20 protein-coding genes are annotated in these 19618 nt (G+C 28.8%); 2 read left to right on the top strand and 18 right to left on the bottom strand.

The features are described 5' to 3' along the window. Positions 1 to 11 precede the first annotated feature (11 nt). Genes tgt through ssb form a run of 5 tightly spaced genes read right to left on the bottom strand, consistent with a single transcriptional unit; the run spans position 12 to position 5217 of the window. A complete protein-coding gene (tgt, locus tag ACTTA4_RS07330; RefSeq protein WP_440634142.1) occupies positions 12 to 1124 on the bottom strand; it encodes a tRNA guanosine(34) transglycosylase Tgt in 1113 nt (370 codons plus the stop codon). Between the two features lie 8 nt (positions 1125 to 1132). After that, entirely contained in the window at positions 1133 to 1693 is a 561-nt protein-coding gene (locus ACTTA4_RS07325) for a peptidylprolyl isomerase (protein WP_262589211.1), read from the bottom strand. After that, the gene (gene coaD / locus ACTTA4_RS07320) at positions 1686 to 2180 is read right to left on the bottom strand and encodes a pantetheine-phosphate adenylyltransferase (RefSeq protein ID WP_262589212.1); all 495 of its coding nucleotides are present in this window, start codon (positions 2178 to 2180) and stop codon (positions 1686 to 1688) included. The genes ACTTA4_RS07325 and coaD overlap by 8 nt, the downstream gene beginning before the upstream one ends. Then, on the bottom strand, positions 2180 to 4759 hold the full coding sequence (gene gyrA / locus ACTTA4_RS07315; RefSeq protein WP_440634141.1) for a DNA gyrase subunit A: 2580 nt from the start codon (positions 4757 to 4759) through the stop codon (positions 2180 to 2182). Before gyrA ends, coaD begins: the two co-directional genes overlap by 1 nt. 5 nt (positions 4760 to 4764) lie before the next feature. Further along, entirely contained in the window at positions 4765 to 5217 is a 453-nt protein-coding gene (gene ssb, locus ACTTA4_RS07310) for a single-stranded DNA-binding protein (RefSeq protein ID WP_262589214.1), read from the bottom strand. Between the two features lie 89 nt (positions 5218 to 5306). Here ssb and uvrA point away from each other — a divergent pair, with 89 nt between their 5' ends. Together uvrA and ACTTA4_RS07300 are read left to right on the top strand one after the other, a co-directional pair. Continuing rightward, the gene (gene uvrA / locus ACTTA4_RS07305; protein WP_440634140.1) at positions 5307 to 8159 is read left to right on the top strand and encodes an excinuclease ABC subunit UvrA; all 2853 of its coding nucleotides are present in this window, start codon (positions 5307 to 5309) and stop codon (positions 8157 to 8159) included. Between the two features lie 50 nt (positions 8160 to 8209). Beyond that, on the top strand, positions 8210 to 8812 hold the full coding sequence (locus ACTTA4_RS07300; RefSeq protein WP_262589216.1) for a urate hydroxylase PuuD: 603 nt from the start codon (positions 8210 to 8212) through the stop codon (positions 8810 to 8812). Here the strand turns inward: ACTTA4_RS07300 and secF are convergent. Genes secF through ACTTA4_RS07235 form a run of 13 tightly spaced genes read right to left on the bottom strand, consistent with a single transcriptional unit; the run spans position 8809 to position 19601 of the window. After that, positions 8809 to 9705: a protein translocase subunit SecF gene (secF, locus tag ACTTA4_RS07295; protein WP_262589217.1), complete on the bottom strand. Its 897-nt coding sequence runs from the start codon at positions 9703 to 9705 to the stop codon at positions 8809 to 8811. The two genes, ACTTA4_RS07300 and secF, sit on opposite strands and share 4 nt — an antisense overlap. Further along, positions 9705 to 11258, bottom strand: a complete 1554-nt coding sequence (gene secD / locus ACTTA4_RS07290) for a protein translocase subunit SecD (protein ID WP_262589218.1) — start codon at positions 11256 to 11258, stop codon at positions 9705 to 9707. Before secD ends, secF begins: the two co-directional genes overlap by 1 nt. Positions 11259 to 11271: 13 nt before the next feature. Further along, the gene (yajC, locus tag ACTTA4_RS07285; RefSeq protein WP_262589219.1) at positions 11272 to 11562 is read right to left on the bottom strand and encodes a preprotein translocase subunit YajC; all 291 of its coding nucleotides are present in this window, start codon (positions 11560 to 11562) and stop codon (positions 11272 to 11274) included. Positions 11563 to 11615: 53 nt separating this feature from the next. Continuing rightward, positions 11616 to 12875 carry a serine--tRNA ligase gene (gene serS / locus ACTTA4_RS07280; RefSeq protein WP_440634139.1) on the bottom strand — a complete coding sequence of 420 codons (1260 nt, stop codon included), beginning with the start codon at positions 12873 to 12875 and terminating at the stop codon, positions 11616 to 11618. Beyond that, complete coding sequence (gene tatC / locus ACTTA4_RS07275) at positions 12868 to 13638, bottom strand: twin-arginine translocase subunit TatC (protein WP_262589221.1); 771 nt, start codon at positions 13636 to 13638, stop codon at positions 12868 to 12870. The genes serS and tatC overlap by 8 nt, the downstream gene beginning before the upstream one ends. Further along, complete coding sequence (tatB, locus tag ACTTA4_RS07270; protein WP_262589222.1) at positions 13631 to 13849, bottom strand: Sec-independent protein translocase protein TatB; 219 nt, start codon at positions 13847 to 13849, stop codon at positions 13631 to 13633. The genes tatC and tatB overlap by 8 nt, the downstream gene beginning before the upstream one ends. 5 nt (positions 13850 to 13854) lie before the next feature. Further along, the gene (tatA, locus tag ACTTA4_RS07265; RefSeq protein ID WP_440634138.1) at positions 13855 to 14055 is read right to left on the bottom strand and encodes a twin-arginine translocase TatA/TatE family subunit; all 201 of its coding nucleotides are present in this window, start codon (positions 14053 to 14055) and stop codon (positions 13855 to 13857) included. 47 nt (positions 14056 to 14102) lie between these two features. Next, positions 14103 to 14804: an SMC-Scp complex subunit ScpB gene (gene scpB, locus ACTTA4_RS07260; RefSeq protein WP_440634137.1), complete on the bottom strand. Its 702-nt coding sequence runs from the start codon at positions 14802 to 14804 to the stop codon at positions 14103 to 14105. Beyond that, positions 14797 to 15540, bottom strand: a complete 744-nt coding sequence (locus ACTTA4_RS07255; protein ID WP_440634136.1) for a segregation and condensation protein A — start codon at positions 15538 to 15540, stop codon at positions 14797 to 14799. Before ACTTA4_RS07255 ends, scpB begins: the two co-directional genes overlap by 8 nt. Positions 15541 to 15549: 9 nt before the next feature. After that, the gene (locus ACTTA4_RS07250; protein WP_440634135.1) at positions 15550 to 16500 is read right to left on the bottom strand and encodes a glycoside hydrolase family 3 N-terminal domain-containing protein; all 951 of its coding nucleotides are present in this window, start codon (positions 16498 to 16500) and stop codon (positions 15550 to 15552) included. Then, positions 16490 to 16753 carry a hypothetical protein gene (locus ACTTA4_RS07245; RefSeq protein ID WP_440634134.1) on the bottom strand — a complete coding sequence of 88 codons (264 nt, stop codon included), beginning with the start codon at positions 16751 to 16753 and terminating at the stop codon, positions 16490 to 16492. Before ACTTA4_RS07245 ends, ACTTA4_RS07250 begins: the two co-directional genes overlap by 11 nt. Then, positions 16753 to 18486, bottom strand: a complete 1734-nt coding sequence (gene argS, locus ACTTA4_RS07240) for an arginine--tRNA ligase (RefSeq protein ID WP_440634133.1) — start codon at positions 18484 to 18486, stop codon at positions 16753 to 16755. Before argS ends, ACTTA4_RS07245 begins: the two co-directional genes overlap by 1 nt. Further along, positions 18483 to 19601, bottom strand: a complete 1119-nt coding sequence (locus ACTTA4_RS07235) for a deoxyguanosinetriphosphate triphosphohydrolase (RefSeq protein WP_440634132.1) — start codon at positions 19599 to 19601, stop codon at positions 18483 to 18485. The genes argS and ACTTA4_RS07235 overlap by 4 nt, the downstream gene beginning before the upstream one ends. Between the last annotated feature and the right edge of the window lie 17 nt (positions 19602 to 19618).

The following is a 19618-nucleotide window of genomic DNA, read 5'->3' as shown; positions in this document are numbered from 1 at the left end:
AGTTAATAAAACTACAACTTATCAATGTATTTATCGTGAAATTCATCGAAGGTATTATTCATAATATTTTTTCTGATTTCAGACATTAATTCTTGATAAAAATTTATATTATGAAGTGTTAATAACATTGATGCTAATATTTCATTGGTATTAAACAAATGATTTAAATAGTTTTTTGAATATTTATTTAAATTTAAATTTTCACAATTAGGATCTAACGGCGTGTTGTCATTTTGATATTTGTTATTTTTAATATTTACCCTTCCATTCCAAGTAAAAGCAAGACCTGTTCTACCTGATCTAGTTGGAAGAACGCAATCAAACATATCTATACCTCTTTTTACAGCTCCTAAAATATCTGATGGCGTACCAACACCCATTAAATAATGAGGTTTTTCGTCTGGTAAATGTTCCTTAATACCATCAAGAGTGCTAAACATTTCATCTTGAGTTTCACCTACAGCTAATCCTCCAACTGCATAGCCATCAAATCCAATCTTTATAAGACCTTCAAGGGATTTTAATCTTAAATCTTTAAATAATCCTCCTTGAATAATTCCAAATAAAGCTTTGTGAGGATTGTTTCCAAATGCCTTTTTAGATCTTTCAGCCCAATACAAAGATAGATCCATAGATTTTTTTATTAAATTATAATCTTCAGTTTTTTTTGGACACTCATCCATTATCATTACAATATCTGAGTTTAAACCCAATTGAATCCTAATACTTTCTTCAGGACTTAAATAAAATTTTTTTCCATCGACGTGTGAATTAAATATGGCCCCTTTTTCGCGATCTATTTTATTTAACTTTGATAGAGACATTACTTGAAAACCACCTGAGTCTGTAAGTATTGGCAAATCACAATTCATGAACTCATGTAAACCACCTGCTGACTCAACTCTTTCCACTCCAGGACGGATCATTAAATGATATGTGTTAGATAGTATTATTTCTGATCCAGTTTTCTTTATATCATCGATTGTACAAGCTTTAACTGTTGCTTGTGTACCAACAGGCATAAATGCTGGTGTATTAACCTCACCTCTATGAGTTTCTATAACACCACATCTAGCAAATTTGTCTTTGTTTAAAACTTTAAAGGCAAAATTTTTTAATGCCATTTAATATTTTACAAAGATTTAAAGCTTATAATTTTATCAGGATCTGTTACAGCGCCATTATTATTTTGGTCACCTCTTTTAATTTTATCTACAAACTCCATTCCTTCAACAACTTTACCAAAAACAGTATACTGTCTGTCTAAAAAAGGAGCTGGTTGAAAGCAAATAAAAAACTGGCTATTTGCGCTATTTGGATCTTGAGCTCTAGCCATAGATAATGTGCCTCTGTCATGAGGTAAACTATTAAACTCTTGCTCTAAATCAGGCATATCAGATCCACCCATACCTGCTCTTCTTAAGTCAAATTCCTTAGACTCTGAATTTCCAAATTTAACATCACCTGTTTGAGCCATGAAACCATCTATCACTCTATGAAATACAACGTTATCATATTTTCCACTGTTAGCTAATTCTTTAATTCTTTTGACATGGTTTGGTGCCACGTCCTCAAATAATTCAATTTTTACATCACCATCTTTAAGTTTTAAAATCATTATATTCTCCTCAGCTATTAATTGATTTGCACTAATAAAAAATAAAATAAATATGTACGATAAAATTCTATTCATATTTTTCTTTTAAAGATTTTATTGTGCTTTTGGTAGTAAATTTTTTAATATTTCCATTCAATTTTACAATTTCTTTAACAAATCTAGAAGATATAATTTGATTTTCTACATCTGACATTAAAAAAATTGTTTCAATATTTTGGTTAAGCTTTCTATTCATTCCTGCAAGTTGAAATTCATATTCAAAATCAGATACGGCTCTTAAGCCACGCAATATGATATTTGATTTATATTTTTTGCACAAATCTGTAGTTAGTGAACCAAAGGAAACAACGATAATTTTTTTTTTATTTAATTTTAAATCCTTGAATAAAGCTTTATTTACAATTTCTATTCTTTCTTCAGAAGAGAATAAATAATTTTTATTACTTACATCCGAAACCCCAACTACTATTTTATCAAAAAGCTTTAGTGCTTTTTTAATAACATCTATATGACCATAAGTAATTGGATCAAAAGTTCCTGGATAAATAGCAATTTTACTCATTAAATTAAATTATCATCAATCTTAATTGCAGAAACAACTTTTTCATCACCAGATAATTTTATTATTCTTACACCTTGGGTATTTCTACTAGCAGTTCTTATTTCTTTAACCGCCACTCTAATAACTCTTCCTTTATTTGTAGATATTAGAATTTCATCACCTTCAAATACAGGAAAAGATGATGTTATATTTCCATTTCTTGGTGAATTTATAATTCCAATAATGCCCTTTCCTCCTCTATTAGTAACTCTGTAGTCAATATGAGAAGTCTTTTTACCATAACCGTTTTCACTTATTGCTAAAACAAATTTTTCTTTTGCTTTTAATTCTGATTTTTCATCTTTTGATTTTTTTCCATTTTTACTCAATTTATCATTATCAATTACTGATAATGAAACAATTTGATCTCCAGAAGCAAGTTCAATACCTTTTATTCCTTTAGAAGACCTTCCCTTAAATACTCTTAATTTTCTAGCTTCAAAACGGATACATTTTCCAAATTTAGTACTTAGAATTATGTCTTGATCATCTTTACAAATTTTAACTCCAACAATTTTATCGTTGTTGTCAAGTTTCATTGCAATTTTTCCTGAAGCATTAATGGATGAAAAATCCTCTAAACTATTCTTTCTAACTTTACCTTGTGATGTTGCAAAAATAATTTGATAATTTTTTGAGTCTGTATCTTCATCAGGCATTGGCATAATTGAACTAATGGATTGATGACTCTTTAGCGGAAGAATATTAAATAAGGATTTACCTTTTGAAGCCGATGATCCCTCAGGTATTTTCCAAGCTTTAATTTTATAAACAAGCCCCTCTGTTGAAAAAAATAAAACTGATGTATGAGTATTTACCGAAAGAGTTTGTATTACAGAGTCTTGATCTCTGGTAGTAATTCCAGATTTACCTTTTCCACCCCTTTTTTGTTGCTTCACATTATTTAATGATCCTCTTTTAATATATCCTTGTAAAGTTACTGTAATAATTACAGATTGTTTTTGGATTGTTTCCTCGATGTCGTAATTTAATACTGCATCAATAATTTTAGTTCTTCTAGGAACAGCAAATTTTTCTTTAATATTTTTTAATTCTTCGCTTATTACTCTCAAAAGCTCTTTTTTAGAGGATATAATTTTTTTATATTTTGCAATTAATTCAGCTAATTTTTTAATCTCAACTTCAATTTCGTTTATACCAAGAGCTGTTAACTTCTGTAATCTTAATTCTAAGATAGCTAAAACTTGTGGTTCAGATAAAGAATAAATATTTTTACCTTTTTTTCCTTCTACTAAAGAAATTAGCTTTTGTGATTTGTTTATTTTCCATTTAGTTTTAAGAATAGCATTTTTTGCATCCTCAGGTGTTTTGGAAGATCTAATGATTTTTATAATTTTATCTAAGTTTTCTACTGCAACAGATAGACCAATTAAGATATGAGCTCTTTCCTCTGCTTTTTGAAGATCAAATTTTGTTTTTTTGATTACTACATCTTCTCTAAAAGATAAAAAATTAGAAAGAAATTCTTTTAATGTACATGTTTTTGGTTTCCCTTCTACTATTGCTAAAGTGTTAAAACCAAAAGAGCTCTCTATTTGAGTATTTTTATAAAGTTGTCTTTTAATTGTTTCTGGCTCAACACCGTTTCTTAAATCAATAGCAACTCTTATACCTTCTCTGTTAGACTCATCCCTTATGTCTTTAATACCTTCAATTTTCTTTTCTCTAACTAATTGTGCAATTCTTTCATTTAGTACAGCTTTATTTACTTGGTATGGAATTGAAGTAATTACTAATCTATCTCTACCATTCTTTAAGCTTTCAACTGATACTTCACCTCTAATTTTAAATGAGCCTCTACCATTGTTGTAACCTTGTTTAATTATATCTTTACCGATTATTACTCCTCCAGTCGGAAAATCTGGTCCTGGAATATGTTTCATTAGCTCTTTTATTTTAATATCTTTATTGTCTATTAAAGCTAAAGTGCCATCAATTATCTCACCTAGATTATGAGGAGGAATACTAGTTGCCATTCCAACAGCTATACCTCCAGCCCCATTAACTAACAAATTTGGAAATTGCGCAGGTAATACGCTAGGTTCTTTCTCAGTTTCATCATAATTACTTTTAAAACTAATCGTATTTTTTTCGATATCATCAATCAAATATTGTGAAACTTTTGATAATCTTGTTTCGGTATACCTCATAGCAGCAGCTGGATCACCATCTATGGATCCAAAATTACCTTGTCCTTGAACTAAAGGTAAGCTCATTGAAAAATCTTGCACCATCCTAACTAAAGCATCATATACTGATTGATCACCATGAGGATGATATTTACCAATTACATCCCCGACTATTCTTGCTGATTTTCTGAATTGTTTAGACCAATCATAACCACCTTTGTACATTGCATAAAGAATTCTTCTATGAACTGGTTTTAATCCATCTCTTACATCAGGTAATGCACGACTTACAATAACACTCATAGCATAAGACAAATAAGACGAGCTCATCTCGTCATGCATAGAGATTAGATTAATATTCTTATCTTTTGGTTCTTCAGTTTTTTGCATAGAAATTAAAATGGTATTTCGTCATCCATATCATTTGACACTTGAGAAGAATCCTCAATATTGTTTTGTTGAGTTGTGTCATTCTGAATTCCACCACCTGTATTTCCTCCACCTAACATTGTAAGTGAAGAATTGTAACCTTGTATAACAATTTCTGTTGAATACTTATCCTGGCCAGATTGTTCATCTTTCCATTTACGTGTTGTCAGTTGTCCCTCTACATAAACTTGTGCGCCCTTTTTTAAATATTGTTGAACAACATTTACCAATCCTTCATTGAATACAACTATACGGTGCCATTCAGTTTTTTCTTTTCTTTCACCAGTATTTTTATCTTTCCATGTTTGACTGGTTGCAAGACTTAGTCTAGCTACACTCTTTCCGTTTACCATTTGTTTAATTTCAGGGTCTGCGCCCAAACGACCAATTAATAATACTTTATTTAAACTTCCAGCCATAATATTTTAATATTTGTTAAATTAATTAATAAGATTTATATCACAATTCTTCTGAATATTAATTTTATTGACTCAAAGCAACTAAAAATATGATGAAAAAGATAGTTATTAAGGGCGCTAAAGAACACAATTTGAAGAATGTGACTGTAGAAATTCCAAAAGATAAATTTGTAGTGATAACAGGTTTGTCTGGGTCAGGAAAATCTTCATTAGCTTTTGATACCATTTATGCAGAAGGTCAAAGAAGATATGTCGAGAGCTTATCTGCTTATGCTCGTCAATTTTTAGATAAAATGAAAAAGCCTAATGTTGATTTAATTGAAGGCTTAAGTCCAGCCATAGCAATCGAACAAAAAAACACTTCAAAAAATCCCAGATCAACTGTTGCAACTGTTACAGAAATTTATGATTATATGAGGGTTCTTTATGCAAGAGCAGGCATACCCTATTCTCCTTTTACAGGTAAGCCAATAACCTCACAAACAATTACTCAAATTGTTGATTTAATTAAAAAATTACCAAAAAAATCTACAATTTATATTTATGCTCCAGTAGTTAGGGGTCGTAAGGGTGAATATAAAAAAGATATTTTAATCTATAAGAGACGTGGATTTAGAAAAATAAAAATTGATAATGTATTATACGATATAGAAAAATCTCCTAACCTAGATAAAAAATTAAAACACGACATTTCAATTCTAGTTGATAGAATTGTACTTAATTCAAAACTTGGAAACAGATTAGCTGAAAGCGTAGAAACAGCTGTAAATTTAGCTAATGGATTAGTTTTTGTTGAATACGAAGATGAAACTCTTCCTCAAAAACTTAGAAAAATTGAAAAATTAATTTACTCCACAAAGTTTGCTTGTCCAGAAAGTGGTTTTACTATCGAAGAAATAGAACCAAGATTGTTTTCATTTAATAGTCCCTATGGTGCTTGTGAAGAATGTGAAGGTATAGGAATGAAATTAAATGTAGACCCAAATTTAGTAGTCCCAGATGATCGTAAAAGTTTAGCAGATGGAGCAATTGAACCATGGGCTAAATCGACAACTTTATATTATGCGCAAACTTTGGCTTCTCTTGCAAAACATTATGAATTTTCTCTTGATGAAAAATGGAAAAAGCTTCCAAAAAAAATAAAAGATATAATTTTATATGGTTCAGATGAGGACGAAATTAAATTTAATTATGATGATGGATATGAAAAATATTCATATAAAAAAACCTTTGAAGGAGTGATTAATAATCTTGAAAGACGTTTCTTGGAATCTGATAGTGAGTGGAAAAGAGAAGCGATAGCTGAATATCAATCTGATACTGCATGTGAAGCTTGTAATGGTGATAGACTTAAAGAAGAAGCATTATGTGTTAAGATTAATGATTTAAATATTAGTGAGGTTACTAAAAAATCAATTCATGATGCCGCTGAATGGTTTAAAAGCTTAGAAAATAATTTAGACAAAAGACAATTTAAAATTGCAGAACATGTCCTAAAAGAAATAAATGAAAGATTAAATTTCTTACTTAATGTTGGTTTAGATTACTTAACACTTTCAAGAGAGTCTGGAACTTTATCAGGAGGAGAAGCTCAAAGAATTAGATTAGCATCACAAATTGGATCTGGTTTAACAGGAGTATTATATGTTTTAGATGAACCATCAATTGGTTTGCATCAAAAAGATAATGTTAAATTAATAAATGCATTAAAAAGACTAAGAGATCTTGGGAATACAGTAATTGTTGTTGAACATGATACTGAAACTATGGAAAACGCAGATCATATTATTGATCTTGGACCTGAAGCAGGTACGAATGGTGGTCAAATAACAGCTCAAGGAACTTATGAAGAACTTAAAAAGGATAAGAAGAGCATAACTGGACAGTATCTTGCAAATAAACAAAAGATTGAAATTCCTAAAACTAGACGATTAGCCAAAAATGGAAGATTTGTAGAAATAAATGGTGCTAGTGGGAATAATTTAAATAATGTTAATCTTAAAATTCCTACAGGCACATTCACTTGTGTAACAGGTGTTTCAGGTAGTGGTAAATCTACATTAGTATTACAAACATTATTTCATGCATTAAACTTAACACTTAATAATAAAGCTAGAAAAACTCCAAAAGCATTTAAAGGTTATAAGGGTGTCGAATTAATTGATAAGATTATTGATATAGATCAATCCCCTATTGGTAGAACTCCAAGATCTAACCCAGCTACATATACTGGAGCTTTTGGTCCTATAAGAGATTGGTTTACTAGTTTACCCGAGTCTAAAACTAGAGGTTATAAACCAGGAAGATTCTCATTTAATGTTAAGGGCGGTAGATGTGAAGCCTGTGAAGGTGATGGAGTTATTACTTATGAAATGCACTTTTTGCCAGATGTTTATATTCAGTGTGATGAGTGTAAAGGAACGAGATACAACAGAGAAACTTTAGAGATTAAGTTTAAAGGAAAAAGTATAGCCGATGTTTTAGATATGTCTGTTGATGAAGGTTGTGAATATTTTGAAAACATTTCAAATATTAAATCTAAATTATTAACCCTAAAAAAAGTTGGACTTGGTTACATTAAAATTGGACAACAAGCCACTACACTATCAGGTGGTGAAGCACAAAGGATTAAACTAGCTAAAGAATTATCAAAAAGATCTACTGGTAGAACCATGTACATATTAGACGAACCAACAACTGGACTACATCAGCACGATATTAAAAAATTACTAGAAATTCTTCACACCTTCGTGAAATTAGGAAACACCGTAGTTGTAATAGAGCATAACTTAGATGTTATAAAAACAGCTGATCATATAGTTGATATGGGTCCTGAAGGCGGTGTTAAAGGTGGTAAAATTGTTGCAGAAGGTAAACCTGAAGAAGTTTGCAAAGTAAAAGAAAGCTACACAGGTCAGTTTTTAAAACCTCTTTTGTACTAAATATAAAAACTTATAAAAAATCTAAATTTAGTGTATATTAATTAAGAATCATGAGCAGTTTATTATCATCACTATCTAAAACAATTCATGCATCGCTTGCATTAGCAATTATATTGTTTTTAGGTCTTTCCTATTTAAATGATGGTATTGCGTTCGATACTCTTTTTTGGAGCTGGTTATTTAGATATATTCATGTTGTTGTTGCAATAATGTGGATAGGATTATTGTGGTATTTTAATTTTGTTCAAATTCCAAATATGGGAAAAATACCTGATGAACAAAAACCTGCTATTGGAAAAGTAATTGCTCCTGCTGCATTATTTTATTTTAGATGGGCAGCTGCGTTTACTGTTCTTTCAGGATTAATTCTAGCTCTGTTAAATGGATATTTACATGATGCTATGACTTTTAGCATTGGATCTGGTGTTCCAAAACATACAGCAATAGGAATTGGTATGTGGTTAGGTATTGTAATGGCTTTTAATGTTTGGTTTGTAATTTGGCCAAACCAAAAAAGAGCTTTAGGAATAGTTGAAGCTGATCCGGAAACTAAAGCTAAGTCCGCTAAAACTGCAATGTTATTTTCAAGAACTAATACACTTTTATCTCTACCAATGTTACTTTCAATGGTAGCTGCTCAAAACTTATATTAAACAGTTTTATTATCGTCTTCTCTTAAGACTGTTTTTTGTGATACTCTTAATCTTACTAAAACTGTATTAGCTATATAAATCGAAGAATAAGTTCCAAACACAACACCAAGTATCATTGCTAAAGAAAAACCTTTTAAAATTTCACCACCAAAAAAGAATATCGCCAATAAAGCTAACAAAGTTGTAGCTGAGGTTATTATTGTTCTAGATAAAGTTTCATTAATTGAAATGTTTGTTAATTCAAAAATTTTAATGTCTGAATATTTTCTCAAATTTTCTCTAACACGGTCAAAAATTACAACTGTGTCGTTCATAGAATAACCAACAATAGTTAGAACAGCTGCAATAATTGATAAATTAATTTCAAGACTAAATAATGAAAAAATTCCCAATGTAACAATTACATCGTGAAATAATGCCAAAATTGCACCCAAACTAAATTGCCACTCGAAACGTATCCAAATATAAATAAGCATTACAGCTAGAGATAAAGAAATTGCTATCACGCCAGCTTTAAGCAATTCAGCACTAACTTTAGGACCTACGTTCTCAACTCTTCTAAAGTCATAGTTATTTCCAAAAGAACTATCTAAATCCTTTTTAATTTCTTCAATAATGTTTTTTTTATTATCTTTATTTTCAAATTTAATTAGAAAATCAGTATCATTTCCAAATTTTTTAACAGAAACATCTCCTAAATCCATTTGATTAAATTTATCTCTCAACGAACTTACGCTAATTTTGCTATCTGATGACCTTAGTTCAATTAATGTTCCACCTTTAAAGTCTATACCGTAATTTAAACCTTTAAAAATTAGTAATAAAAGTGATGCTGTAATTAAGAATATAGATAGTATGTTAAAGTGATTATAGTATTTATTAAAAGCTATCATTAGATTAGTTTTTCCTTATTTTTATTTCTTGTCACATAAAGACTAGTGAACAATCTTGCTATAAAATATACTGAAAATAGAGTTGTAAATATTCCTACACCTAGAGTAACAGCAAATCCTTTTACTGGACCAGACCCCATAAAAAATAAAATTATAGCTGCTAATAAAGTAGTAATATTTGCATCAATAATTGCTGTTCTTGATTTTGTGTAACCTCCATCAAAAGCTAAAATATTATTACTTTCATCCTTAAGTTCTTCTTTAATTCTTTCAAAGATTAAAACATTTGCATCAACAGCCATACCAACGGTTAAAATTATCCCTGCTATACCTGGAAGAGTTAGTGTTGCCTCAAATAAAGTTAAAATACCAAGTAATAAAAATAAATTAATTATTAATGTTACGTTAGTGATTAATCCAAAAACTTTGTATTTAACAAACATAAAAATAATAACTAATAAAAAACCTATAGCTAACGCAATCATTCCTGCATTAATCGAATCTTGTCCTAGATCAGGACCTACAGTCCTTTCCTCTATAATTTCTAATGGAGCAGGTAATGCTCCAGACCTTAATAATAAAGCTAAATCTGTTGCACTTTGGAAAGTAAATCCACCACTGATCTGTCCAGACCCACTTGCTATTGTATCTCTAACAACAGGTGCACTAATTATTTTTCCATCTAAAACAATGGCCAATTGTTTTCCAATACCAGTAGATGTTGCTTTACCAAATCTTTTGGCACCTACTCTATCTAATGTAAATGACACAATAGTTTGATTGTTTTGAGTGTCCATTTTTGGCTGTGCATCTAATAGATTTTCACCACTGATGATTATTCTTTTGCTTACTGTTGCCTCTTCTAAGCCATCTTCAAATTTTAACTTTTCAACACCAAATCTGTCACTTTCATCATTGGTTACAAATCTAAATGTAAGATTTGCAGTTTTTCCCAATAGTGATTTAATTCTTTGAGGATCATCTAACCCAGGAAGTTCAACAAGTATTCTATCATTACCTCTTTTTAAAATATTTGGTTCATTAGTACCGACTTCATCTACCCTTCTTCTTACAATTTCTATTGCTTGATCTTGCGATGAAGTTTTAAGATTGATTATGCCTTGTCTTGAAAAGCTTACTTTTAAATTGATACCATTATCTTCGATATCAAGTTGGTGTGATTTAAATCTTGGGTAATAAGGATTTAGATCACTATTTTCATCTTGAAACACATCTAGTACTGCTTGTTTGTCTAAATCAGCAACATTGAAAAAAATATTTTGATTATCAATTTTAATATTATTAATTTTGATGTTTTTCTCTTTGAAATAATTTCTAATAGTGGTTGTTAAATTTTGTAATTTTTGTTCAATTACAGGCTCATTATCAATTTCAAGTAAAAGGTAAGAACCACCTTGTAAATCTAAACCAAGGTTTATTTTCTTATTAAAAAAACTATCATCGAACTTAAATAAATTTGATGACGCAATTAAAATAAATAATAAAGAAAATAAAGTTACAAATAAGATTCTTAGTTTAGAAAAATAAAGCACTTATCTTAATTGATTATTTTTTAACTTCTGGAGTATTGTTTAAGAGACTTTGAATACCTGTAGCTTTAACAATTTCTACTTTAACATTTTCAGCTATTTCAACTTCTACTTTGTCGTTATCGATTAATCTTTCTACTCTTCCTGTTATTCCACCTGAAGTGACTACTTTATCTCCTCTCTTTAAACCTTCGACCATTGCTTTATGCTCTTTAACTTTTTTTTGCTGTGGTCTGATTAAGAAAAAATAAAAAATAACAAAAATTAAAATTAGCGGTATAAATTGACCTATTCCTGAACCTTCCATAAATCTCCTTTAAATTATGGCATTCTTATACCATCTCACTAATTAAAACAACTTTAATTGTTAGAAATCAATTCCATATTGTTCATATAAGGTCTTAGAACTTTAGGAATTATAATAGAACCATCTTTTTGCTGATAGTTTTCCATAATTGCAATCAGAGTTCTTCCAACAGCTAAACCACTTCCATTCAACGTACCTGCAAAAACATTTTCCTTATTACTGTTTTTGTATCTTGCCTTCATACGCTGTGCTTGAAACGTTGAACAAGATGAACATGATGATATTTCTCTATATTTATTTTCTGATGGCAACCATACCTCAATATCATAGGTCTTCTCTGCGCTAAAACCCATATCACCTGAACATAAAATTACTTTCCGATAAGGTAACTCTAATTTATCTAGTATGTCAGTTGCACAATTTGTCATTCTCTCTAATTCTTCTAAACATTTTTCATTCTCAACAATGCTTACCATTTCAACTTTGTAAAATTGATGCTGTCTAATCATACCCCTTGTATCCTTTCCATAGCTTCCAGCTTCTTTTCTAAAACAAGGAGTTGAAGCTACAAATCTCATTGGTAAATTATTAAGATCAATCATTTTATCTTTAACAATATTGGTTAAAATGACCTCTGCTGTTGGTATCAAAAATTTTCTATCTGAACCTTCGTCAAATTTAATTTCAAACTGATCATTTTCAAATTTTGGCAACTGTCCAGTACCGTACATAGTGCTTTCTGATGCCATTAATGGTGGTGATATCTCCTGATAACCATTTTGATGAATATGTGTATCAAGCATAAAATTTGATATTGCTCTTTCTAAAAGAGCCAATTTATCTTTTACAAATACAAATCTTGAACCAGTAGTTTTTGTAGCTAAATCAAAATCAAGCATATTTAGTTTTTCACCTAATTCGTAATGTGTTTTAGGTTTAAATTCTAAATTAGGTATCTCTCCTGATTTTAATATTTCTTTATTATCATTTTCGTCTTTACCATTTGGAACATCTTCATGCGGTATATTAGGTATGCTAGACAGAATACTATCTAAATCAAACTTAATTTGTTTTTGATCTTCTACAATTTTGTCGAGTTCCTTGCTGATTTCTTTAGATTTCTTAAACAAGCTCTCATCTTTTGATTTAGAAATGTCTTTTTTTTCTTTTTCTAAACTTTCTTTTTTTTGAATTAAATTTCTATTTTGTTCATCCAATTTTTGTATTTTTTCAAAATCTACTTCTAAGTTTCTTTTTTCAAGAGATTTTTGAAATTTAGAAAAATCTTTTCGTATTTCTTTAATGTTATGCATCTTCTTTTTGTAAATTTTTATTTTCTATAAATTTTACTGAAAATATTGATAATTCATACAGAATTAATAAAGGTATTGCTAAACCTATTTGAGTTATTGGATCTGGTGGTGTTAACAATGCAGCTGCTGCAAATATAATAACAACTACATATTTTCTTCTCTCTTTTAAAAATTGACTATCAACTATTCCGATTCTAGCTAATAAACTTAAAACGACTGGTAGCTGAAAACTGATACCAAAAGCAAAAATTAATTTCATAACTAGTGATAAATATTCATTAACTTTAGCCTCTAATTGGATTGGTAAATTTGTAGAAAGACCTGTACTTTCAAATGAAAGAAAAAATTTAATCGCAAGGGGCATTATCAAATAATAAACCAGCATACCTCCTAAAAAAAATAATATTGGTGTTAATATAAGGTAAGGCAGAATTGCTACCTTTTCATGTTTGTATAAACCAGGTGCAATAAATTTCCAAATTTGCATCAAGATAAAAGGACATGTAACAAAAAAAGCTGTGAAGAATGATACTTTAAGGTATGTTAAAAAGGTCTCTTGTAAAGCTGTAAATATCAATCTTCTATCAGAGCCATCTTCTTTTACAGCTCTTGCAAATGGATCAACAAGGAAACCATAGATATGTTCTGCAAATAAGTAACAAATCACAAAAAAGATAAATAAAAAGATAAAGCTATTTATCAATCTTTTTCTTAATTCTGTAAGGTGACTTACAAATCCACCTTCCTGATCTTCATTACTCATCTTTTTTAATTTCTTTTTTTATTTCGTTATCAATTTTTTCTTCATCTATCTCTAGATTTGAAACTTCATTTTGAATATTGTTAACGTATCTTTTTGCTGATCCGATCCACGAGCCTGCTTTTTTTAACATTACTGGAAAATCCTTTGGACCAAGAACTATTATAGCAATAGCAACAACAATTAAAATTTCAAACCAACCGATAGTAGGCATTTAAATTAATTTTTGTTATCCGAGTCTTTGTTATCGTCAGATATATTTTTTGGCTCTGTATCGTCAGTCACGTCTGACGCCATTCCCTTTTTGAAGCTTTTAATACCTTTAGCTACATCACCCATTAAGCTTGAAATTTTTCCTCTTCCAAACAATAAAACAACCAATATAACTATAATAGCTATTTGCCAAATTCCTATACTCATGAAAAACTTATAACCTTTTTAAGGTTATTTTGAAAGTTACTTTTTTATTAATCTTTCTCTTCAGGGTCTAGAGTGCTGTTTAGCATTTCATCTATATTGGAATAAATATCCTCTTTTTTCTCTTCTTGCTTTTCTTTGTAAAACTTTCCAGTTCCAAAAATAGCATTATCAACACTTGAACTATCAATTAAACCAGCAGCACCCAATTCATCAATTGTTGGAAGATCAGACAATTTTTGTATGTTGAAGTGACTTAAAAAATCATCAGTAGTTATGTACTGAATTGGTCTACCTGGAACATCTTTTCGACCACCTGGTTTTACCCAATTTAATTCCATTAATATCTCTAAAGTATTTGTACCAAAAGCAACTCCCCTTATTTCCTCTATCTCAGCTCTCGTAACTGGTTGATGATAAACAATTATAGCCAATGTCTCTACTGCAGCTCTAGATAGTTTCTTTTCAACAGTTTTTTCTTGGGACATCAAACTTGATAAATTTGGTGATGTTCTAAAAGACCACTTATCTTTTATACAAATTAAATTAATTCCCCTGTTTGAATATTCTTGTTTTAATTTTTCTAAAGATTCTGGAACATTACCTTTTTTAGAAACTTTACTTTCTATAGTATCTACATCTAAAGGTTCAGCTGCAGCAAAAATAATTGCTTCTATTTCTTTATCTAAATTAGATAGTTTTGATGGAAACTTTAAAACATTATCTTTTGAAGCTTTTGCTTTTTTAATCATTTATTTCCTTTATATATATTTCATCAAACAATTTATCTTGTTTAATTGATAAATTTCCTTCTTTAACTAATTCTAATGATCCAGCAAATATCCCAGCCTTACCAGTTCTTTTGTATTTTGAACCACTTTTAAAATTACTTGGTATTAATTCATCAAGTTTTTTCCATTCAAATAGTTTGCCAAAAAATTCTCTAATTGTTTTGATGCCATCTTCTGTTGTGAACACAGGTAGTTTTGGAATATTCATTTTTTGAAAATCTTTAGTCATTATTATTGTTGAGTAAGCTTTCATTAGTTCAAATAAACTTAAGTTATATTCTGTGCTATAAATTGATCTAATATTTCCTTTCATACCTCTTGTTCTTATTTCTCTACCTAATCTTTTTCTCTTAAGCATTTGTTCGGATAATAATCTAATTAATTCTAATTTTTTTAGCTGTAATTTTAACTTTTCTGCAACTTCTTGTACTTTAAATTCCTCTTCTGGAGTACCAGGTAAAAGTAATTTTGATTTTAAATAGGCTAACCATGTAGCCATTAAAAGATATTCAGAAGCAATTTCTAAATTTAAGTTTTTTTCATTAGTAATATACTCATGAAATTGATCTGCCAACTTAGTTATAGATATTTCTTCTAGATCAACTTTTTGAGCTTTTGCTAAATCTAAAAGTACATCTAATGGTCCATTATAATTATTTATATCTACATTAAATAATTCAGAATCGTTAGTGGACATGGAAAGATATTAACTTAAAATTTTATAAAATTGAGATGTTTTTTTAAGAATAAAACTACTCACTTGAGGTGAATTTTCTGCGACTATCTTCATTTCTTTCATATTTCCATTGCAATGAAGTGCTATATTACAACCTGCGCTGAATAAATTAATAGTATTAAGTTTTAAATCATCACTTAAACTCTTCATTGATAAGTCATCTGAAATTAAAATATTCTTAAATCCTATATTTTTCCTAATAATATTAATTATTTTTTTAGAGTGAGTGGCAGTGTTATTTTTATCAATTTTTGAATAAACAACATGACCTGTCATTGCAAATAAACATTTCTTCTTTTTAAATGTCCAAAAATCGTTTTTAAGAAGATATCCATATGTTTTGTTAATAATCGGTGTTGAATAATGACTGTCGACTTTTGCTAAACCATGACCGGGTATGTGCTTCATTACAGTTCCTATTGAGTTATTTTGAAATAATTCAATACAAATACCCCCTAATTTAGAGACTATTTTTTTATTTTTTGAATAAGATCGATCACCAATTACCTTGCTAGCGCCATTAACTCTAAGATCTAAAACTGGAACAGTATTAATATTCACTCCAATTAAATTCAATAAATAAGAAGTCTTATCTACAAATAACTTATAAACGATTTCAAATTTTTTTTTATCTTTATTAAACAAATCTCCAAAATATTCAGATGTCATATTATCAAATGAAATTAAATTTCTTAATCTGTTTACTCTTCCTCCTTCCTGATCAATCATAATTGGATATTTTTTATCCTTAAAAATTTTTCTAATGCTAGAGGTTAATTTTTTAACTTGATCAAAAGATTTAATATTTCTAGTAAATAGGATAATTCCCCAGGGTTTATATTTTTTTAGAAATAAAATTTCATTTTTAGATAATTTTGTTGATTTTAAACCAACTATAAAAGATTTTCTTTTACTTATCATTTTCTAATAATTTCCAAAAATTAAATTTTTTCTTTTTCTTTTTGTTTGTTTGCTTAACATACTCAATTACATTTTGAGTATCATTCTCTAAAACTGGTAAATTTTTTGAATATAATTTTATTTTCTCATCAATATTTTGATGAGATCTGTATGATTTTTTTTTGTGTTCATCTGAAAAATAATATTTTCCTGTAAAAAAAATAAATAAAAGTATTACTAAAACAAATATTAAGTACTTTATTTCTTTAAGCATTACATTTGATTTGGTGTATCAACACCAACAATATCCATACCTGTTTTTATTACATTGGAAATAGCCTTCAAAAAGATCAATTTATCTGGTGAGACTATTTTTTGATCATTAATGAACCTTTTTTCTGGAAATTGTTTTCCTAAATTCCAATACGAGTGAAATTCTGATGCAAGATCATATAAATAAACAGGTATTCTATGTGGTTCTAATTTTGTACTAGCTGCGTCAATACATTTTGGCCATTCAGATAATTTTTTTAAAATTTTAATTTCATCATTAGAATATTCAAAATTGAAATCATTTAATTCAATTTTTGAATTTACGTCTTCATCTATATGTCTAAATACAGATGAAATTCTAGCGTAACAATATTGAACATAATATAGTGGATTGTCCTTAGATTTTTCTTTGACTGCATCGAAATCAAAATCTAATTCAACATCACTACTTCTGTTAAGCATAATAAATCTTGTTGCATCTTTTCCAACTTCTTCAATCAAGTCATCAACCGTAATGTAATCCCCTTTTCTTTTAGACATTTTAAAAGGCTTGTTATCTTTTATTAATTTTACTAACTGACTAATTTTACAAATTAATGTATCTTTTTTTCCTGACAGTGCTTCAACAGATGAAGTAATCCGTTTTATGTAACCTGCGTGATCTGCTCCAAGAATATTGATTAAGTAATCGAAATTTCTATCAACTTTATTTTTATGATAAGCAACGTCACTTGCAAAATAAGTCCATGTACCATCTGATTTTTGAAGTGCACGATCTTTATCGTCTCCAAAGTCTGTTGATTTAAATAATAATTGCTCCCTTTCAACCCAATCTTTGTTATCTTCACCAGCGGGGGCTTTAATTTTTCCTTTATAAATAAAGTTATTTTTTTCTAAAAAATCTATTACACTTTCAACTTCATTGTTTAATACAATACTTTTTTCACTAACAAAATTATCATGTTTAATACCCAAGCTTTTAAGATTGTTTTTGATAAGCAGAAGTGCCTGCTCTATTGATAAGGTAGTTAATTTATCACTAATTTCGTCAAAATTATCAAAGTTAAGATTTGAATTATTTGAAATTATATTTTTTGCAAAATCAATTAGATAATCCCCAGGATACAAATCAGGATTATCTTCAGGAAATGTTTCTTTAAAATGAACTTCTCTAATTCTAAAATATACGGATTTAGTAAAATTTATAATTTGGTTACCATAATCATTCACATAATATTCTTTTGTAACTTTGTGTTTATTAAAAATTAAAACATTAGAGATAACATCGCCTAGAATAGCACCTCTACAATGTCCTACATGTAAGGGTCCTGTAGGGTTTGCTGAAACAAACTCCACTAAATAATTATTTTTCTTTTCTTTCTCATTAATTCCAAAATTATCTGCATTATCTGTAATATCTTTAATAAAATTTGACCAAAAAGATGGTTTAAATTTAATATTAATAAATCCTGGTTTGGCTACAGATATTGTTTCAATTTCGCTGTCATTATTTTTAATTTCAAGAGCAAGTTTTTCTGCAAGCTGTAATGGTGAGGTTTTATTGATTTTTGATAAAACCATTGCAACATTTGTTGAAATATCACAATCAAATTTTGGTGGGGGTATTTCTGCATTAATACCATTAAAACTTTCTGGAATTTCTAGATGATTATTTTTATTCAAATCAACAATAACTGATTTAATTTTGTCTAAATATAATTCAAAAATATTCATTTATTATCGTTATAAAGGTTAATAGCATATCTATCAGTCATACCAGATATAAAATCTGAAATAGCTCTATATTTGTCTTTAGTCAATTGATCTTTGGACAAAAATTTTCTTGGATTTGATTTAATTATTTTAAATAATTTCTTAATTATTAATTTACCTTTATGATTTTTTTTCAATACTGATTTATTGTCATACATTTTGTGTCTTAAGAAAGATTTAATTTCTTTTTCTGCATTCTTAATTTGGTTTGAAAAGCAAACAATTAACTCATTAGATTTAGCTACATCTCTTGAAGATTTTATCTTAAGCTTTTGAATATTTTTCTGAGTATTGCTCAATAAATCTCTAACCATGAGGTCAATTGAGTCTCTTATAATTTGATAAATTACAATTTTATAATTTTTATTAGTAATTTTATTTTTATATTTTTTATGAATATTTTTAAAAAAATCTATTTCAACCAATTCCTCCATTTTAAAAAGGTTGGCTTTTATTCCGTCTTGAATATCGTGATTGTTATATGCAATATCATCTGAAATTGCTGAAATTTGAGCTTCAAGAGAGGGAAATGAATTATATTTAATTTTACCTTTAAAAGCTTTTAACCCTATTAACTTATTAACTAAACCAATATCCTCAACAGGTCCGTTATGTTTAAGAAGACCTTCTAACGTTTCTATGGTCAAGTTTAATCCATTGAACTTAAAATACTTATTTTCTAAAAACATAACTATTCTTAAAGTTTGAAGGTTGTGATCAAAACCACCATAATTATCCATGCATTCATGTAAGGCATCTTCTCCAGCATGACCGAACGGCGTGTGACCTAAATCATGTGCTAAACTTAAAGTTTCAGCTAAATCTTCATTTAATTTTAAATATTTGGCTATTGATCTTGCAATCTGAGCAACCTCTATTGAGTGAGTAATCCTTGTTCTAAAATGATCTCCTTCAGTATTAACAAATACTTGGGTTTTATGTTTTAATCTTCTAAATGATGCGCTATGAATAATACGATCTCTATCTCTTTGAAAAGGAGATCGATATTTTGAGTGTGCTTCCTTAATTAGTCTGCCTTTACTTTTGTATACCCCTAACAAAGCGTCTTTTTTCATCCTTTAATTAAAATAAT

This window comes from Candidatus Pelagibacter sp. HIMB1485, assembly GCF_052048055.1.
In the GTDB taxonomy this organism is placed as follows: domain Bacteria; phylum Pseudomonadota; class Alphaproteobacteria; order Pelagibacterales; family Pelagibacteraceae; genus Pelagibacter.
The sequence above is the reverse complement of the archived record's forward strand: the minus strand, read 5'-3'. Positions and strand labels throughout refer to the sequence as shown.

Excerpts from the sequence above, each read along its gene's own strand:
- tgt (WP_440634142.1), bottom strand. The coding sequence starts at position 1,124 with ATGGCATTAAAAAATTTTGCCTTTAAAGTTTTAAACAAAGACAAATTT.
- ACTTA4_RS07325 (WP_262589211.1), bottom strand. The coding sequence starts at position 1,693 with ATGAATAGAATTTTATCGTACATATTTATTTTATTTTTTATTAGTGCA.
- coaD (WP_262589212.1), bottom strand. The coding sequence starts at position 2,180 with ATGAGTAAAATTGCTATTTATCCAGGAACTTTTGATCCAATTACTTAT.
- gyrA (WP_440634141.1), bottom strand. The coding sequence starts at position 4,759 with ATGCAAAAAACTGAAGAACCAAAAGATAAGAATATTAATCTAATCTCT.
- ssb (WP_262589214.1), bottom strand. The coding sequence starts at position 5,217 with ATGGCTGGAAGTTTAAATAAAGTATTATTAATTGGTCGTTTGGGCGCA.
- uvrA (WP_440634140.1), top strand. The coding sequence starts at position 5,307 with ATGATGAAAAAGATAGTTATTAAGGGCGCTAAAGAACACAATTTGAAG.
- ACTTA4_RS07300 (WP_262589216.1), top strand. The coding sequence starts at position 8,210 with ATGAGCAGTTTATTATCATCACTATCTAAAACAATTCATGCATCGCTT.
- secF (WP_262589217.1), bottom strand. The coding sequence starts at position 9,705 with ATGATAGCTTTTAATAAATACTATAATCACTTTAACATACTATCTATA.
- yajC (WP_262589219.1), bottom strand. The coding sequence starts at position 11,562 with ATGGAAGGTTCAGGAATAGGTCAATTTATACCGCTAATTTTAATTTTT.
- serS (WP_440634139.1), bottom strand. The coding sequence starts at position 12,875 with ATGCATAACATTAAAGAAATACGAAAAGATTTTTCTAAATTTCAAAAA.
- tatC (WP_262589221.1), bottom strand. The coding sequence starts at position 13,638 with ATGAGTAATGAAGATCAGGAAGGTGGATTTGTAAGTCACCTTACAGAA.
- tatB (WP_262589222.1), bottom strand. The coding sequence starts at position 13,849 with ATGCCTACTATCGGTTGGTTTGAAATTTTAATTGTTGTTGCTATTGCT.
- tatA (WP_440634138.1), bottom strand. The coding sequence starts at position 14,055 with ATGAGTATAGGAATTTGGCAAATAGCTATTATAGTTATATTGGTTGTT.
- scpB (WP_440634137.1), bottom strand. The coding sequence starts at position 14,804 with ATGATTAAAAAAGCAAAAGCTTCAAAAGATAATGTTTTAAAGTTTCCA.
- ACTTA4_RS07255 (WP_440634136.1), bottom strand. The coding sequence starts at position 15,540 with ATGTCCACTAACGATTCTGAATTATTTAATGTAGATATAAATAATTAT.
- ACTTA4_RS07250 (WP_440634135.1), bottom strand. The coding sequence starts at position 16,500 with ATGATAAGTAAAAGAAAATCTTTTATAGTTGGTTTAAAATCAACAAAA.
- ACTTA4_RS07245 (WP_440634134.1), bottom strand. The coding sequence starts at position 16,753 with ATGCTTAAAGAAATAAAGTACTTAATATTTGTTTTAGTAATACTTTTA.
- argS (WP_440634133.1), bottom strand. The coding sequence starts at position 18,486 with ATGAATATTTTTGAATTATATTTAGACAAAATTAAATCAGTTATTGTT.
- ACTTA4_RS07235 (WP_440634132.1), bottom strand. The coding sequence starts at position 19,601 with ATGAAAAAAGACGCTTTGTTAGGGGTATACAAAAGTAAAGGCAGACTA.